Raw genomic sequence first — 14,678 nt, 5'->3', positions numbered from 1 at the left:
TCCCACCGACAAGAACGGCCCATCGACGGTCAGAGGACAAATTCGGGCGACCAGGACCACCCGTGTGGGGCATGCTCAAGCTCTGATGAGATCCACAGTCACCGTCACGCCGGCACAGCTTCCGGAGGTGCTGCTGCACGTCGCCGTCGTCCGGCCGGTCTTCCTGTGGGGAGCACCGGGGATCGGCAAGTCGTCGCTCGTCCGGAAGTTCGCCGCGGAGCTGGGGCTCGAGTGCGTGACGTTGCTGGGCACGCAGCTCGCGCCGGAGGACCTGATCGGGGTTCCCGAGCTGGTGGACGGGCGGTCGCGGTTCGCGCCGCCGGAGTCCCTCGCGCGGCGTGACCCGTACTGCCTGTTCCTGGACGAGCTCAACGCGTCGAGTCCTGAGGTGCAGAAGGCGTTCTACTCGTTGATCCTGGACCGGCGGATCGGGTCCTACGAGCTGCCGAAGGGGTCGATCGTCATCGGGGCGGGCAACCGGGCCGTCGACAACGCGCTGGCGCGGCCGATGGCGTCCGCGTTGGTCAACCGGATGGTGCACGTGCACCTCAGCGCTTCGGCGAAGGACTGGCTGGCGTGGGCTCGGGAGAGCGGGATTCACCCGTGGGTGATCGAGTACCTCACGCAGCGTCCTGATCACCTGTGGAGTGCGGCGCCGAAGACGGAGGAGACGTTCTCGACGCCTCGTGGCTGGCACATGTTGTCGGACGCGTTGCACTCGTTCGGTGACGACATCTCCGAGGACCTGCTCGGGGTGCTGGCGTTCGGGACTGTCACGGCGAACCACGCGTCGATGTTCAAGGCGTTCGTGAAGACGGTGCGGCACGCGTACGGGTTGGACGCCGTGTTGCGCGGTGAGGCTCGCTGGCCGTCGGCGCCGCAGGACCGCGACCTGCTCTACTTCCTCGCCGAGGCGTTCCGGGCCCGGCTGGTGAAGGAGCTGCCGCACGACAAGGCGCACGCGCCGGCCGCGGGCAAGCAGCTCGCGCACCGGGGGAAGGCGTTGTTGCTGGAACTGGCCGAGCTGTCGCTGGAGATCGCGCAGATGGTGATCGCCGCGGACGACGACGGGAACCCGGTGCTGCCCGCGTGGTTCCTGGTCGAGGTCACCCGGGATCTGCCGCGACTGGTCGCCGCACGCTCATGAGCCGCCGCGTGAAGGCCGATCCCGCCGTGGTCGCGTTCGAGGCGGCGAACAGGCGGATCAGCGGGCACCCTTTGTTCGCCGCTCTCGGCACGTACGTGCGCAGGACCTCCGATCACCCGTGGGCCGACATCTCGCTCGACGGCCTGCTGATCGCACATCCGACGCGCAGGGCATCCGAGGACGAGTGGGCGTGGGTGTTCGCGCACTGCCTGCTGCACCTGGGGTTCGGCACGTTCGACTGCGGTGAGGTGCTCGACTTCCAGCCCGCGTTGAAGTTCGGGACGCGGCCGTCGTCGTGGGAGCCGGACCGGTGCGTGCGCGGCGGGGCGTCGGCGGACCCGGAGAAGTGGGCGCGGCGGTTCGCCGCCGGGCTTTCGAACGCCGCGGTGGCCGCGATCGACGTGGCGGGTGGTGCGCGGTCGTCGCTGACCGACGCACGGCCGGCGAAGACGGAGTGGGACCTCGCGCTGGGCTGGTTCGTGTCGAACTACCCGCTGCTGGGGGCGCTGGCGTCGACGATGACGGTGGTGGCGGACGCGGAGCTGGCGCGCGGCTGGGACATCTCGATCGCGGCGGTGTCGGCGGCGTCGGCGGAGATCTACGTGAACCCGCTGGCGGGTCTGAGCAGGCCGGAGTGGCGGTTCGTGCTCGCGCACGAGATGCTGCACGCCGCGTTGCGGCACGGCGACCGGGTCGGCGGCAGGGACGCGTACCTGTGGAACGTGGCCGCGGACTTCGTGGTGAACGGCTGGCTGGTCGAGATGGGGGTGGGCACGCCGCCTCCCGGTGTGCTGCACGACCCGGAGCTGGGCGGGTTGTCCGCCGAGTCGGTGTACGACCGGATCGCCGTCGACCTGCGGCGGTACCGGAAGCTGCTCACGTTGCGGGGCAAGCAGGGCGACCTGCTCGGTGAGCCGTTGCGGGGGCCGGCGGACAGCACGGACCTCGACGAGTTCTACCGGCGGGCGTTGCTGACGGGGCTGAGCTACCACTCGTCGTCGCGCGGGCTGCTGCCCGCCGGGCTCGTCGAGGAGATCCGGGCGCTGGAGCACCCGCCGCTGACGTGGGACGCCCGGCTGGCGCGGTGGTTCGAGGAGTTCGTCCCCGCCGCGGAGAAGCGCCGCACCTACGCCCGTGCGTCACGGCGGCAGGCGTCCACGCCGGACATCCCGCGGCCGGGCTGGGTGCGGCCGGAGTCGCTGGAGTCACGGCCGACGTTCGGGGTCGTGCTGGACACGTCCGGTTCGATGGACCCCCGGCTGCTCGGCAAGGCGTTGGGCGCCATCGCCTCCTACGCCGCCGCACGGGACGTCCCCGCCGCACGGGTGGTCTTCTGCGACGCGAGGGCGTACGACGCGGGGTACGTCCCTGTCGAGGACATCGCGGGCAGGGTGGAGGTGCGCGGACGCGGCGGAACGGTGTTGCAGCCCGGAATCGACCTGCTCGAACGCGCCGACGACTTCCCCGCCACCGGACCGGTTCTCGTCATCACCGACGGAGGGTGCGACGTGCTGAGGATTCGGCGCGAGCACGCGTTCCTGATCCCGGCGGGCGCGCACCTGCCGTTCCGCGCCCGTGGTCCCGTGTTCCGGATGTCCTGATGGAGATCGCCTGCGACGAGTCCGGCTCCGAGGGCGAGAAGCTCGTCGGCGGCGTCACGGCGGTGTTCGCGCACGCCGCGGTCCGGTTCTCGCACGAGGAAGCCGAGGCGTGCGTCGCGGAGCTGCGGGAGATGATCAAGTCGCCCGCACAGGAGTACAAGGCGAACCACCTGCTGCGCCGGAAGAACCGGTGGGTGCTGCTGTGGTTCCTCGGGCCGGACGGGCCGCTCGCGGGACGGGCGCGCGTGCAGCTGGTCGACAAACGGCGGTTCCTGGCCGCTCGGGTGCGGGCGGAGTTCGGCGCGGTGACCGGGCCGTTGGAGCTGTACAACGACCTGCTGCGCGCACGGGGACCTCGCGGGGCGCTGGACCCGTTGTTCCCGGCGATCCTGCGTGCCGTCGCGCAGTGGAGCGGGCCGGTCTCGATCGTGCACGACCAGCAGCTGTCGTTGACGGAGGCCCGGATCGGGCAGCTGCGGCGGCTGGCGCCCCGGCTGCGCAGCCTGACGCTCGCCGACTCGCAGCACGACGCGCGGGTGCAGGTCGCCGACTTCCTCGCCGGGATCGCCCGGCGGGTCGCGGAGGACGAGCTGCACGGGCGCCCGGACAGGGAGGTGATCGAACTGCTGATGCCGTTCGTCGCCGGAGAGAGGATGTGGAATGCCTGACGCGCTCTTCGCCGACCCGAGGCTGGCTCGGCTCTACGACGCGTTCGACGGGCCGCGTGACGACCTGGACCTGTACCTGGCGATCGTCGCGGAGCTCGGCGCCCGGTCGGTGCTCGACGTCGGCTGCGGCACGGGCGTGTTCGGCGCGCTGCTGGCGGACAGGGGCATCACCGTCGTCGGCGTGGACCCGGCACTCGCCTCGCTGGAACTGGCGCGTGCCAAGAGCTCCGAGGTGACGTGGCTGCACGGCGACGCGACGACCCTGCCCCCACTCCAAGTCGACCTGGCGACGATGACGGCGAACGTGGCGCAGGTGTTCCTCGGCGAGGACTGGGAGGCCACGCTCGGCGGTGTGCGCGAGGCGTTGCGGCCCGGCGGGCACCTGGTGTTCGAGTCGCGGCGGGTGGAGGCCAGGGCGTGGGAGGGCTGGGCGGAGACGACCTCGCGGGTGGTGGACGGCGTGCACGAGCGGCGGGAGATGCTGGGCGTGGACCTGCCGTTCGTGTCGTTCCGGCACACGTACCGGTTCGCGGACGGCACGGAGGTCGCCTCGGACTCGACGCTGCGGTTCCGGTCGCGGGCCGAGATCGAGGCGAGTCTGGTGGCGTGCGGCTTCGAGGTCGCCGACGTGCGCGACGCGCCGGACCGGCCGGGACGCGAGGACGTGTTCGTCGCGGTGAAGGTCAGCTGAGATCCACTGTGGACTAAACAACGGTGGTGACATCAACCTGCCGGACCGGCTGCAGCTAGCTGTCCGCCGGGGCTCTGTGACCGCCGTGAGCCGCGTGCCAGATTCGGGGCATGCCTGAGAACGAGCAACGCTTCGACCGCGTCGGGAAGCTCGACATCGTCGTCCAGAACGTCGCGTCCTTCCGCGTCGATCCGGCGTCGCTGGCTCGGCCGGACCGGTCGCTGGTGCTGGTCTGCAGCCCCGTCAAGGAGAAGATGCTCCGCGACCGCGGCCGGGCGGACGTGTTCGACGAGGTCGTCGTCACGTCGGACTTCACGCCCGACGCGCTCGCGAGTGTCGTGCAGGCGGTCGTGGAGAGGCGGCCGGGTGAGGTCCGGCTGCTGTGCCACGACGAGTACGTGCTCGGCGCGGCGGCGGCCGTGCGGGAGAAGCTCGGCATCCCCGGTGACCGGCCCGCGGACGTGCGGGCGTTCACCGACAAGCTCGCCATGAAGGCGGCGCTGCCGGGCATCCGGATGCCGCGGCACGTGCGGTGGGACCAGGAAAGCTTCAGCCGCGACCCCGACGGCTACGTCGCCGGTGTGCTCGGCACCGTCGGCCTGCCCGCGTTCGTCAAGCCGGTCAACGAGTCCGGCGCGGTCGGCGTGGCCCGCGTCGACTCGGCGGAGGAACTGAGGGCCTGGGCGGAGAACTCCGGGCCGTGGGAGTTCGAGGTCGACGAGTTCGTGCGGGGCACGCTCTACCACGTCGACTCGGCCGTGCGGGCGGGCGAGATCGTGCACGTGCACGTCAACCAGGACCTGTACCCGTGCCACGAATACGCGGACGGCAAGGTCAACGGCTCGTTCACGCTCCCCGACGACGACCCGGTGGTGCCGGTTCTCAAGGCGTTCAACGAGGAGGTGCTCGCGACGCTGCGGGACAAGCCCCGTGACGGCGTGTTCCACCACGAGATCTTCCTCGATCCCTCCGGTGAGCCGGTCTTCCTGGAGATCGCCGCACGGGCGCCCGCCGCGCTCATCCCGATGACCGGCCGCATCCGCTGGGGCGTGGACATCGAACAGGCGCTCTTCACGTTGCAGCGCGGAGAGCCGTTCGTGCCGCCGGCCGGGTACCGGGGCCCGTTCGCCGCGTACGTGTACTTCCCGAAGAAGGCGGGCACCGTCGCCGGACTGCGACGACCCGCGATCGTCTCCGACCACCGCTGGACGTGCAACGTGCGGCCGGGCGACCTGCTCGGCGACGCCACCGACATCCGCGACTTCGCCGCGTCGGTGCTGCTCTGGAACGACGACTACGCGGCGCTGCGCCGCGATCTCGACCTCCTCGACGCCGCCACGGTGCTCGAGCTCGTCTGATCCCGCTCTCACCCCGAACGGCCGGGCGCCCTGCCCGTCCGTCGCCCCACCCTGGAGGAAAACGGTGAAGTTCATCGACTACGGCTTCGTGTTCACCCGCGAGGAGTCCGAGGCACTGGGCAAGGTGCTGCTGGACGTCGAGTCGCACCCCTACACCGACTACGACAAGTTCATGCACGAGCTGTCGCAGCTGCGCGACGACCGCAAGGTGCCGGCGCGGTTCGTCGACTTCTGCGAGACCTCGATGCTGCGCGACTTCGCCAAGGAGCCGTTCGTGGTCATCGGCAACGCGCCGATCGACCCCGACCTGCCGCGCTTCAACGCCGCCGACCCGGTGCGCGAGAAGTACCAGCTGAAGAAGACCTGGGTCGCCGAGGGCTTCCTCGGCATGTACGCCCTGCTGACCGGCACCGAGATGATCGGGCACCTGAGCGTCAACGACGGCGACTTCTTCCACGACATCTACCCGAAGGAGTCGATGTTCGACACGCAGTCCCAGAAGACGCTGAAGACGCTGAAGTTCCACCGCGACTTCACGAACCACTTCGTGTGCCCGGACTTCGTGAACACCCTGACCCTGCGCGACACCCCGGAGAACGAGGTCTACTCGACGTTCACGGTGACGCGGCACGCGGTCGAGGAGCTCTCCGACCGCGACGTCGAGATCCTCAGCCAGGAGCGGTTCTACACGCCGTTCGACGACGTCTCCACGACCTCGATGGAGCTCGGCCGCGCCAAGGACCACCCGGTGCTGATCGAGGGCCAGGGCGCCAAGGTGTTCGAGGGCCGCACGGAGGGCCTGGACGAGGAGGCACAGGGCGCGCTCGACCGCTTCCTGGCCGCGCTGCACAAGCGCAAGCAGGTCCGCATCTCCCGTCCCGGCGACTCGGTGACGTTCTCCAACCACCACGTCATCCACGGCCGTGAGGTGCACGAGATCCGCGACATCGAATCGCTCAAGCAGCGCTGGCTGCTCAAGACCCACAACGTCTACAGCCTTCAGGCGTTCGAAGGTTTCTTCCTGCCGGAGCGCTTCGGCGTCGTGAACGGCTGAGCGTCGTGATCGTGGTCACCGGGGCGGGCCGCGGCATCGGCGCCGCGGTCGCCCGGCGGGTCGCCGCCGCCGGGATGGCCGTGTGCGTCAACTACCGCGCCAGCAAGGACTCGGCGGAGGCCCTCGTGCGCGAGATCTCCGAGGCGGGCGGCACGGCGCTCGCGGTGCGCGCGGACGTGTCGGCGGAGGAGGACGTCCACGAGCTGTTCGAGACGGCCACCGCCACGCTCGGCCCGGTGACCGCGCTGGTCAACAACGCGGGTACCACCGGAGGACTCACCGGGCTGCTCGACCTGGACCTCCGGCAGGCGGACGAGGCGTACCGGACCGTCGTGCGCTCCACCCTGCTGTGCACGAGGGAGGCGGCCAGGCGGATGGCACGCGGCCGGGGCGGCTCGGGCGGTGCCGTGGTCAACGTGTCGTCGACCGGTGCCCGCACGGGTGGCGGCGGCGAATGGGTGCACTACGCGGCGATGAAGGCCGCGGTCAACACGTTCACCTGGGGCGCGGCGCAGGAGCTGGCGGCGGAGGGCATCCGCGTCAACGCCGTCGCCCCTGGACTGGTGCAGACCGATCTGCACGAGGACAACGGTGTGCCGGACCGGCCGGCGCGGCTGCGCGCCTCGGTCCCGCTCGGCCGGATCGGCACACCGGACGAGGTGGCGGAAGCCGTGTGGTTCCTGCTCTCGCCGGCGTCCTCCTACACCACCGGAGCCGTGCTCGAAGTCGGCGGAGGCCGGTGACCTCCGCTCACCACCACGTCTGAGGAGTCCACCATGGACAGTTCGACCCTGCTCGAACCGCACACCGTCGTCGGCCTGCCGACGGCACCGCACGTGATCAGCCGCGGCGAGGGCGTGCGGGTCTGGGACACCGAGGGCCGCGAGTACGTCGACGGCGTCGCGGGCCTGTGGTGCGTCACGCTCGGCTACAGCGAGCCGCGCCTGGTCGAGGCCGCCAGGCGGCAGCTCGAACGGCTGCCGTTCTACGGTTCGTTCAACCACCGCACCAGTGACGTCACCGTCGCCCTCGCCGACGACCTGACCTCGTTGTCGCCCATCCCGATGGGGCGGGTGTTCTTCGGCAACTCCGGGTCCGACGCCAACGACAGCGCGGTCAAGTTCGCCTGGTTCTACCACTGTGCGAAGGGCCGCTCGCACCGCAAGAAGATCCTGTCCCATCACCGCGGCTACCACGGCGCGACCACCGCCGCCGGGTCCGCCACCGGGCTCGCCCACATCCACAACGGCTTCGGCATCCCGCTGCCGGGCTTCCTGCGGCTGCACACCCCCGACGTGCTCTCCACCCAGGCCAACGGCCTGTCGGACGAGGAGTTCGTCGACTGGCTGATCGACGAGCTGGAGCTGCTGATCAGCGAGGAGGGGCCGGACACGATCGCCGCGTTCATCGCGGAGCCGATCCTGGGCGCGGGCGGGCTCGTCATCCCGCCGGACGGGTACTACGAGCGCGTCCAGGAGGTGCTGCGGCGGCACGACATCCTGTTCATCGCCGACGAGGTGATCACCGGGTTCGGCCGCACCGGCTCGATGTTCGGCACCACCGAGTTCGGGCTGCGGCCGGACATGGTCACCGTCGCGAAGGGACTGTCGTCGGCGTACCTGCCGATCTCGGCGGTGCTGGTCTCCGGCGAGGTGTGCGAGGTGCTCGCGCGGGGCTCGCAGGAGATCGGGTCGTTCGGCCACGGCTTCACCTACTCCGGTCACCCGGTCGCGGCGGCGGTGGCCAGGGAGACGCTCGCGATCCTGCGGGAGCGCGACATCCCCGGCCGGGTCAGGGCGGCGGCGCCGGTGCTCACCAACGCGCTCGACAAGTTCCTCGGCGCCCCGCTGGTGCGCGACGTCCGCACCTACGGGCTGCTCGGCGGCGTCGAGTTCGACGCGGCGGCGTGCGGGATGCGGCCGGGCGAACCGGGCAGGGAGCTCGTCACGGCCGCGGCCGAGCACGGCGTGCTGCTGCGGTTCGCCGGTGACACCGTCGTCTTCGCGCCCCCTCTGGTCAGCACCGACTCCGACCTGGAGGAGATGGTCGACCGCTTCGCGGCGGCCTACCGCACGTTCCTGTCCGCGCAGGGTGTGCGGGACTGAGCGGGAGGTCGACATGGCGATCGGCATTCTCAGCACCGGTTCGTACCTGCCGCGCAGGGTTGTGACGAACAAGGAGCTGGAGTCCCTTGTGGACACGACCGACGAGTGGATCGTCCGGCGCACCGGCATCCGGGAGCGGCGCAGGGCAGCGGACGGAGCCGCGAGCTCGGACCTCGGCACCATCGCCGGGATGCGCGCGCTGCACGCGGGCGGCCTGAGCCAGCTCCAGATCGACGGCCTGGTGGTGGCCACCTCCTCCCCCGACTACATCCAGCCCGCGACGGCGTGCGTGCTGCAGGCCAAGCTCGGCATGGGCGCGGTCACCGCGTTCGACGTGTCCGCCGTGTGCACCGGCTTCGTCTACGGCCTCACCGCGGCCGTCGGCATGATGCGCGGGTTCCCGCAGCAGTACCGCAGGATGCTGGTGGTCGGGGCGGAGGCCTACAGCCGCATCCTGGACCACAGCGACCGCACCACCAGCGTGTTCTTCGGCGACGGCGCCGGCGCGGTGGTGCTCGGCGAGGTGCCAGACGGGTACGGCGTGCTGTCCGCGCACCTGATGGCCGACGGCACGCAGGCCGAGGTGGTCGGCGTCCCGGCGGGCGGCAGCGCCGAACCGGCGTCGCACCGGACCGTCGCGGAACGGCGCCACTACTTCCACATGAACGGCCCGAAGGTGTGGGACTTCGCCACGACCGCGCTGCCCACCGCGATCAAGGAGGCCCTGATGCAGGCGGGCCTGGGCGTCGAGGACGTCGGCCTGATGATCACGCACCAGGCCAACGCGCGGCTGATCGAGGCCGTCGGCAGCGCCGTCGGTGTCTCCGCGGACAAGGTCGCGCTCACCGTCGACCGCTACGGCAACACCGCCGCGGCCTCGGTGCCGATCACCCTCGACGAAGCGCTCGCCGCGGGCCGGGTGCGCCGCGGGGACGTCGTCGTCCTCGCCTCCGTCGGCGGAGGGATGACCGCGGGCGCCGTGGTCCTGCGCTGGTACTGACCCCCACCACATCGAACGACCATCCCGTGCCGGCAGAAAGGCTTCCCCATGTCCATCGCACTCATCCAGCCTCCGACGCTGTCGCTGGACGACCAGTTCGCCGAGCTGTCGCGGCTGATCGTCGCGCCCAGGGCCGGACGTGCCTACGAGGCGGAGACGTTCGACCGGATGTCGTGGCGGCAGCTCGCCGACCACGGCCTGTTCAAGATCGGCGTGCCGCACGAGCTGGGCGGCAGCGGCGGCAGCTGGCGGGACCTCGCGGTGGCGATGGCCGGGGTGGCCAGGGGCAGCGACGACCTCGGGTTCACGCTGTCGCTGATCGCGCATGTGGGCCTGGTGCGCGCGCTGGTGCTGCACGGCGACGAGTGGGCGCACAGGCACTTCCTCCCGCCGCTGCTGCGGGGAGCGGTCGGCGCGACGGCGCTGACCGAGACCCGTGGCGGCTCGGACGTGGCACGCACCACCACGGCCGCCCGCCGGACCGAGGACGGCTGGCGGCTCAACGGCGCCAAGAACCACATCACCAACGCGCCGGTGGCGGACCGCGGCCTCGTGCTCGGCCGCGTCCCCGAGCTGGGCAAGCGGGACATCACGCTGTTCCTGGTGAACTTCCGCTCGCCCGGCGTGCGCCGCGGTGTGCAGGAAGAGCTGCTCGGCCTGCGCACCAGCCCGACCGGGCCGCTGCGGTTCGACGAGGTGTTCCTGCCGGAGCAGGCGATCCTCGGCACTCCTGGCGACGGCCTGCGGACGCTCTACGACGTGATCAGCTTCGACCGCGCGCTCTACGGGCTCGTCGCCGCCGCCTACCTGGAGCCGCGGCTCGACAGCGTCCTCGACTTCGCCGAGCGCCGGGAGGCGTTCGGGTCGGCGATCATCGACCACCAGTACGTGCAGGGCAGGGTCACCGACATCCGCGTCACCATCGAGGTGGCACGGGCGGTGTCGCTCGCGGCGATCGACTCCCTGGTCGACCGCGACCCCGAGGCGTCCCTGCGCTGCTCGGTGGCGAAGCTCGTGGGCTCGGAGGGCCTGGTCGAGGCCGCGACGAACCTGATGCGGCTGCGCGGTCACGTCGGCTACATGCGCGGCGACAGCACGCGGGACGTGCAGGACGCGCTCGGCACGCTGATCGCCGGTGGCACGTCCGAGATGCAGCGCAAGAACATCATGAACCAGATCAACGCCCTGCGGGGTGCGCGATGAGCGGGCGGTTCACCGTGGGCGCGAGCGCGGTGCGCGAGCACGTCGTGCGGGACCGGGACCGCGCGACCGCCTGGGAGAACGACCTTCCGGTGCTGGCCACGCCCGTCCTGCTGTGGCTGGCGGAGGTCACGTCGATGCGGGTGGTCGAGGACGCGCTGGAGCCCTCCGAGATGACCGTGGGCTTCGAGCACGACGACGCGCGGCACCTCGGCGCCACCCCGGAGGGCTGGACCGTCACGGTCACGTCGACGCTGTCCGAAGTGGACGGGCGAATGCTGAGGTTCTCCGTCGAGGCGCATGACGGCGTGGAGGTCGTGTACCGGGGCACGCACGTGCGCGCGGTGATCGACCGCGAGAAGTTCCTGCGCCGCTTCGAGGAGAAGGCGGCGCGCTCATGACCGCCGTCGCCGCTCCCCCGGCCGCGCCGCCGTCCCGGCTGCCCGGTGCGTTCCGCTGGCTGTGGGCCAGCGCGGGCAGCGCGACCTTCGCCGACGGCGTCTACCAGGTCGCACTGCCGATCGCGGCGCTGCAGCTGGGGGGCGGACCGGCCGCCGTGGCCACCGTCTACACGGCCGCGCGGCTGCCGTGGGCGTTGACGGCACTGCACGCGGGTGTGCTCGTCGACCGGTTCGACCGCCGCCGGATCATGGTGCTGGCGAACGTCGTGCGCACCCTGATGCTGCTGTGCGGCGTGGCGGTGGTCGTGTCCGGCGGGAACGTGCTCGCGCTGGCGGCGATCGCGTTCGTGCTCGGCACCGCCGAGACGGCGGGCGACACCGCGATGCACAGCATCACGCCCCGCGTCGTCGGCAGGGAACAGCTGGAACAGGCCAACAGCCGGATGCAGGCCACCGAGCTCGTGACGCGGTTCCTCGTGGGCCCCGCGATCGGCGGTCTGCTCGCCGGCATCGCGCTCGGCGTCTCGTTCGGCGCGGTCGCCCTGCTCTACACGGCAGCGGCGATCTCGGCGGTCAAGCTGGTGACCCGCCGCGAACCCGGTGTGGCGCCCGCGAGGTTCTCGGTCCGTGAAGGGCTCGCGTTCCTGTTCACCCGGCGCAGGCTCGCGGTCTACGCGCTCGGCGTCGGGCTGGTCAACGCGGGCTACGCGGCGTTCCAGACCGCGCTGCCGGTCGTCGCGCTGCACGACGGGCCGCTCGGGCTCACCGCCGCGCAGTACGGGTTGCTGATCGGGACGTCGGGCATCAGCGGGCTGGTGCTCGGCCTGGGCGCACCGGCGCTGGTCAGGTGGCTGGGCAACCGCGGCACGTTGCTGGTGGGCCAGGGCGTGCTGGCACTGGGCATCGCGACGGCGGGTCTCACACCGAGCCTGCCGCTCGTCGTCCTCGGCGTCGCCGCCACCGGGTTCCTGGTGCTGGGCAGCGTGATCACGGTGTCCTACCGGCAGCGCGCGGTGCCCGACCACCTGCTGGGGCGGGTGACCGCCGCGTACCGGCTGCTCGCGTTCGGTGGCCTGCCGCTGGGGTCCGCGCTCGCGGGCGGGCTGGGCGCCGTCTCGTCACCGCGAGTGGTGCTGGTCGCCGCCGGGGTGCTCGTTCTCATCGCGGGCCTGGGCATGGCCGCGGTGACGCCGTCGGAGAAGGAGTCATGACCACGACACCGGAACGCGTCCTCGGCGGCGCGACGCACGACCTCGCGGCGCTGCCGGAAGCGGTGCTCGGCCGCATCGACGCGACGGACCACCTGTACGCGTCACGGCCGTGGCTCGCGGTCGAGGAGCAGGTGGCCGGCGTTCCGCCGTTCTACGTGTGGTCGGCCGGTGGCGGTTTCGCCGCCGCCTACCACTTCGACGAGCGCAGCAACCCGTGGCCGATCGCCCGCCTCGACCTGTTCCTGGAGGCGGCCGGACGGCCGTCGGCCGACGTGCTGCCGTGCTACCTGCTCGGCGGCAGGCGGCCGGGGCACAGCCGGTTCCCGGTGGCCGACGGGCCTGGCCGGCTCGGCGAGCTGACCTCGTTGGTGGGCAAGGCCGCCGAGGCGGCGGCGGACCTCGGCGCGGCCACGATCGCCGCGCTCTACTGCGACGACTCCGATGAAGAGCTGGCTGAGGCGTTCCGGGCGCACGGCGGGGTCCGCGTGCCCTCGCACGCCACCTATCGCCTCGAGCTGCCAGGTCCGTCCTATGAGGACTGGCTGCGGTCGTTGCCGCGCAAGCAGAGGACCAAGGAGCTCGCCGACCAACGCAAGCTCGGCGACGCGAACGTCACCTACGACGTGCGCCCGCTCACCGAGGCCGACGTCGACTGGATCGTGCCGCTGGAGATGGGGCTGTACCACAAGTACGGCAACGACTACCGGACCGGCGAGGCCGCCGGGCTGCACCGCGCCTACCTCTCCTGCCTCGGGCCGGACGCGCTGCTGGTCGAGGCACGCCGGGACGGTGAGCGGGTCGGGTTCGCCTCGGTCGTCCGGCACGGCACCTCGGCGTTCGTGCGGCAGGCGGGGTTCGACGACGCCGCCACCGCCGGTGCTCCCGTCTACTTCGGCGCGGTGTTCCACACCGTCGTCAGGTGGGCGTGCTCCGCCGGTGTGCGCTCAATCGACCTGTCGATCTCCGCCGGTCAGGTCAAGCGGCGCAGGGGCGCGGTGGAGCTGCCGCGCTCGGCGTGGGTCGTGCCGCTCACCGCCGCGGCGCGCAGGACGCTGGCCTGACCATGACCACCCTGCTCGCGCCGCCCGCCCGGTTCACCGCGCTGGTCACCGCCGTCTCGGTGTCGGCGTTCGGGAACTTCCTCAACCTCGTCGCGCTGGCGCTGTTCACCTACACGGTGACCAGTACGGCGTGGGGACTCGGCCTGGTGATGGCCGTCCGGCTGGCGGCGGGGTTCGCGGGCGGCCTGGGAGCGGGCTCGCTGGTGCGGCTGCGGGGGCTGCGGCGCCTGATGGTGCGGGCCGACCTGGCGCAGGCCGCGGTGATGACCGGGCTGGCGCTGCTGGGTCCGTCCGCGGGGCTCGCGGGGCTCGTCGTGACGGCGCTGGTGCTGGGCGCGGGCAACGCCGTCTCGAACGTCTGCGTGCGCGCCAGCGTCCCGGACCTGGTGCCGGACGGCGAGAACGCGCGTTCCAACGGCAGGCTGGTGACCTGGCGGGCGCTGGCGGTGATCACCGGGTACGCGTCGGCGAGCACGATCATCGCGTTCGGCGGGTTCGGGCTGGCCTTCCTCGTCAACGCCGCGTCGTTCGGGTTCTCCGCGTTCGTCGTGTCGCGGTTGCGGTGGGACGAGTCCCTGCCGCCCGTGCGCGAACCGTCGGCACCCTCGCTGTCGTTGCTGCGAGCCGCCGGTCCCGCCATCGCGGTGCTGGTGGCCGTGCGGGCGGCGGACGCGTTCGGTTCCGCGTCGCACAACCTGTCGCTTCCGGTGCACGCGTCCGCCGTCGCGGGTGCGGACGCGGCCGTGTTCATGAGCGGCTTCTGGGCGTCGTGGGCGGTGGGCGCGTTCACCGCGCGGTTCGTCGCGCCCCGGTTCGCCGGCAGCACCACCGCGTTCGTGCTGGGCACCTGCGTGATGTCCGCGTCGTTCGTGCTCGCGTTCACCGGCCCGCCGTGGCCGTTGCTCGTCCTCGTCATGGTGTGCGCCGGTTTCTCCGACGGCCTCACCGAGATCGTCTACACGTCCCGGCTGCAGGAGGTCCCCGGTGACCTCCGGGTGCGCCTGTTCGGCCTGTCCTCGACGGCGGAGACCGCGGGGTTCGCGTCCGGGACGCTCGTCGCCTCCGCGTTGCTGCCGTCGTTTCCCGTCCTCGGAGTCGTCACCGGGTTCCACGCCGCCGCCGTCCTCTGCGCGCTCGCGCTGGCGCTGGTGTCCCGTCGTCTCACCTGACTGTGGAAGGAC

At 71.7% G+C, this 14,678-nt stretch carries 14 protein-coding genes; all 14 read left to right on the top strand.

Annotated features, from left to right (window positions below; all coding sequences use genetic code 11):
* The first annotated feature begins 85 nt into the window (after nt 1-85).
* The 14 genes from BLT23_RS14155 to BLT23_RS14090 all read left to right on the top strand — a co-directional run bounded on the left by BLT23_RS14155 (nt 86) and on the right by BLT23_RS14090 (nt 14,666).
* Nucleotides 86-1,147, top strand: coding sequence for an AAA family ATPase (locus tag BLT23_RS14155; RefSeq protein ID WP_090049237.1), 1,062 nt, complete (start codon nt 86-88; stop codon nt 1,145-1,147).
* The gene (locus tag BLT23_RS14150; protein WP_090049234.1) at nt 1,144-2,748 is read left to right on the top strand and encodes a vWA domain-containing protein; all 1,605 of its coding nucleotides are present in this window, start codon (nt 1,144-1,146) and stop codon (nt 2,746-2,748) included. The genes BLT23_RS14155 and BLT23_RS14150 overlap by 4 nt, the downstream gene beginning before the upstream one ends.
* Complete coding sequence (locus BLT23_RS14145; RefSeq protein ID WP_090049232.1) at nt 2,748-3,416, top strand: DUF3800 domain-containing protein; 669 nt, start codon at nt 2,748-2,750, stop codon at nt 3,414-3,416. The genes BLT23_RS14150 and BLT23_RS14145 overlap by 1 nt, the downstream gene beginning before the upstream one ends.
* Nucleotides 3,409-4,107, top strand: coding sequence for a class I SAM-dependent DNA methyltransferase (locus BLT23_RS14140; RefSeq protein WP_090049230.1), 699 nt, complete (start codon nt 3,409-3,411; stop codon nt 4,105-4,107). The genes BLT23_RS14145 and BLT23_RS14140 overlap by 8 nt, the downstream gene beginning before the upstream one ends.
* Nucleotides 4,108-4,217: 110 nt before the next feature.
* Nucleotides 4,218-5,465 carry an ATP-grasp domain-containing protein gene (locus BLT23_RS14135; RefSeq protein ID WP_090049228.1) on the top strand — a complete coding sequence of 416 codons (1,248 nt, stop codon included), beginning with the start codon at nt 4,218-4,220 and terminating at the stop codon, nt 5,463-5,465.
* A gap of 64 nt (nt 5,466-5,529) precedes the next feature.
* Nucleotides 5,530-6,519 (top strand): Fe(II)-2OG oxygenase family protein, encoded by a 990-nt coding sequence (locus BLT23_RS14130; RefSeq protein ID WP_090049226.1) that lies wholly within the window; start codon nt 5,530-5,532, stop codon nt 6,517-6,519.
* Entirely contained in the window at nt 6,516-7,262 is a 747-nt protein-coding gene (locus BLT23_RS14125) for an SDR family oxidoreductase (protein WP_176946748.1), read from the top strand. The genes BLT23_RS14130 and BLT23_RS14125 overlap by 4 nt, the downstream gene beginning before the upstream one ends.
* A 33-nt stretch (nt 7,263-7,295) precedes the next feature.
* Nucleotides 7,296-8,624, top strand: a complete 1,329-nt coding sequence (locus BLT23_RS14120) for an aminotransferase (RefSeq protein ID WP_218133741.1) — start codon at nt 7,296-7,298, stop codon at nt 8,622-8,624.
* Nucleotides 8,625-8,637: 13 nt separating this feature from the next.
* Nucleotides 8,638-9,624: a 3-oxoacyl-ACP synthase III family protein gene (locus tag BLT23_RS14115; RefSeq protein WP_090049222.1), complete on the top strand. Its 987-nt coding sequence runs from the start codon at nt 8,638-8,640 to the stop codon at nt 9,622-9,624.
* A 48-nt stretch (nt 9,625-9,672) separates the two neighbouring features.
* Complete coding sequence (locus tag BLT23_RS14110) at nt 9,673-10,827, top strand: acyl-CoA dehydrogenase family protein (RefSeq protein ID WP_090049220.1); 1,155 nt, start codon at nt 9,673-9,675, stop codon at nt 10,825-10,827.
* Nucleotides 10,824-11,225 carry a thioesterase family protein gene (locus tag BLT23_RS14105; protein WP_090049219.1) on the top strand — a complete coding sequence of 134 codons (402 nt, stop codon included), beginning with the start codon at nt 10,824-10,826 and terminating at the stop codon, nt 11,223-11,225. The genes BLT23_RS14110 and BLT23_RS14105 overlap by 4 nt, the downstream gene beginning before the upstream one ends.
* Entirely contained in the window at nt 11,222-12,436 is a 1,215-nt protein-coding gene (locus BLT23_RS14100; RefSeq protein WP_090049217.1) for an MFS transporter, read from the top strand. Before BLT23_RS14105 ends, BLT23_RS14100 begins: the two co-directional genes overlap by 4 nt.
* Nucleotides 12,433-13,497, top strand: coding sequence for a GNAT family N-acetyltransferase (locus BLT23_RS14095; RefSeq protein ID WP_090049215.1), 1,065 nt, complete (start codon nt 12,433-12,435; stop codon nt 13,495-13,497). The genes BLT23_RS14100 and BLT23_RS14095 overlap by 4 nt, the downstream gene beginning before the upstream one ends.
* A gap of 2 nt (nt 13,498-13,499) precedes the next feature.
* Nucleotides 13,500-14,666 (top strand): MFS transporter, encoded by a 1,167-nt coding sequence (locus BLT23_RS14090; protein WP_143035935.1) that lies wholly within the window; start codon nt 13,500-13,502, stop codon nt 14,664-14,666.
* The last annotated feature ends 12 nt before the right edge of the window (nt 14,667-14,678 follow it).

The sequence above is a fragment of the Lentzea fradiae genome (assembly GCF_900100955.1).
In the GTDB taxonomy this organism is placed as follows: domain Bacteria; phylum Actinomycetota; class Actinomycetes; order Mycobacteriales; family Pseudonocardiaceae; genus Lentzea; species Lentzea fradiae.
This window is presented reverse-complemented; position numbering and strand designations above follow the sequence as displayed.

Excerpts from the sequence above, each read along its gene's own strand:
- BLT23_RS14155 (WP_090049237.1), top strand. The coding sequence starts at position 86 with ATGAGATCCACAGTCACCGTCACGCCGGCACAGCTTCCGGAGGTGCTG.
- BLT23_RS14150 (WP_090049234.1), top strand. The coding sequence starts at position 1,144 with ATGAGCCGCCGCGTGAAGGCCGATCCCGCCGTGGTCGCGTTCGAGGCG.
- BLT23_RS14145 (WP_090049232.1), top strand. The coding sequence starts at position 2,748 with ATGGAGATCGCCTGCGACGAGTCCGGCTCCGAGGGCGAGAAGCTCGTC.
- BLT23_RS14140 (WP_090049230.1), top strand. The coding sequence starts at position 3,409 with ATGCCTGACGCGCTCTTCGCCGACCCGAGGCTGGCTCGGCTCTACGAC.
- BLT23_RS14135 (WP_090049228.1), top strand. The coding sequence starts at position 4,218 with ATGCCTGAGAACGAGCAACGCTTCGACCGCGTCGGGAAGCTCGACATC.
- BLT23_RS14120 (WP_218133741.1), top strand. The coding sequence starts at position 7,296 with ATGGACAGTTCGACCCTGCTCGAACCGCACACCGTCGTCGGCCTGCCG.
- BLT23_RS14115 (WP_090049222.1), top strand. The coding sequence starts at position 8,638 with ATGGCGATCGGCATTCTCAGCACCGGTTCGTACCTGCCGCGCAGGGTT.
- BLT23_RS14110 (WP_090049220.1), top strand. The coding sequence starts at position 9,673 with ATGTCCATCGCACTCATCCAGCCTCCGACGCTGTCGCTGGACGACCAG.
- BLT23_RS14105 (WP_090049219.1), top strand. The coding sequence starts at position 10,824 with ATGAGCGGGCGGTTCACCGTGGGCGCGAGCGCGGTGCGCGAGCACGTC.
- BLT23_RS14100 (WP_090049217.1), top strand. The coding sequence starts at position 11,222 with ATGACCGCCGTCGCCGCTCCCCCGGCCGCGCCGCCGTCCCGGCTGCCC.
- BLT23_RS14095 (WP_090049215.1), top strand. The coding sequence starts at position 12,433 with ATGACCACGACACCGGAACGCGTCCTCGGCGGCGCGACGCACGACCTC.
- BLT23_RS14090 (WP_143035935.1), top strand. The coding sequence starts at position 13,500 with ATGACCACCCTGCTCGCGCCGCCCGCCCGGTTCACCGCGCTGGTCACC.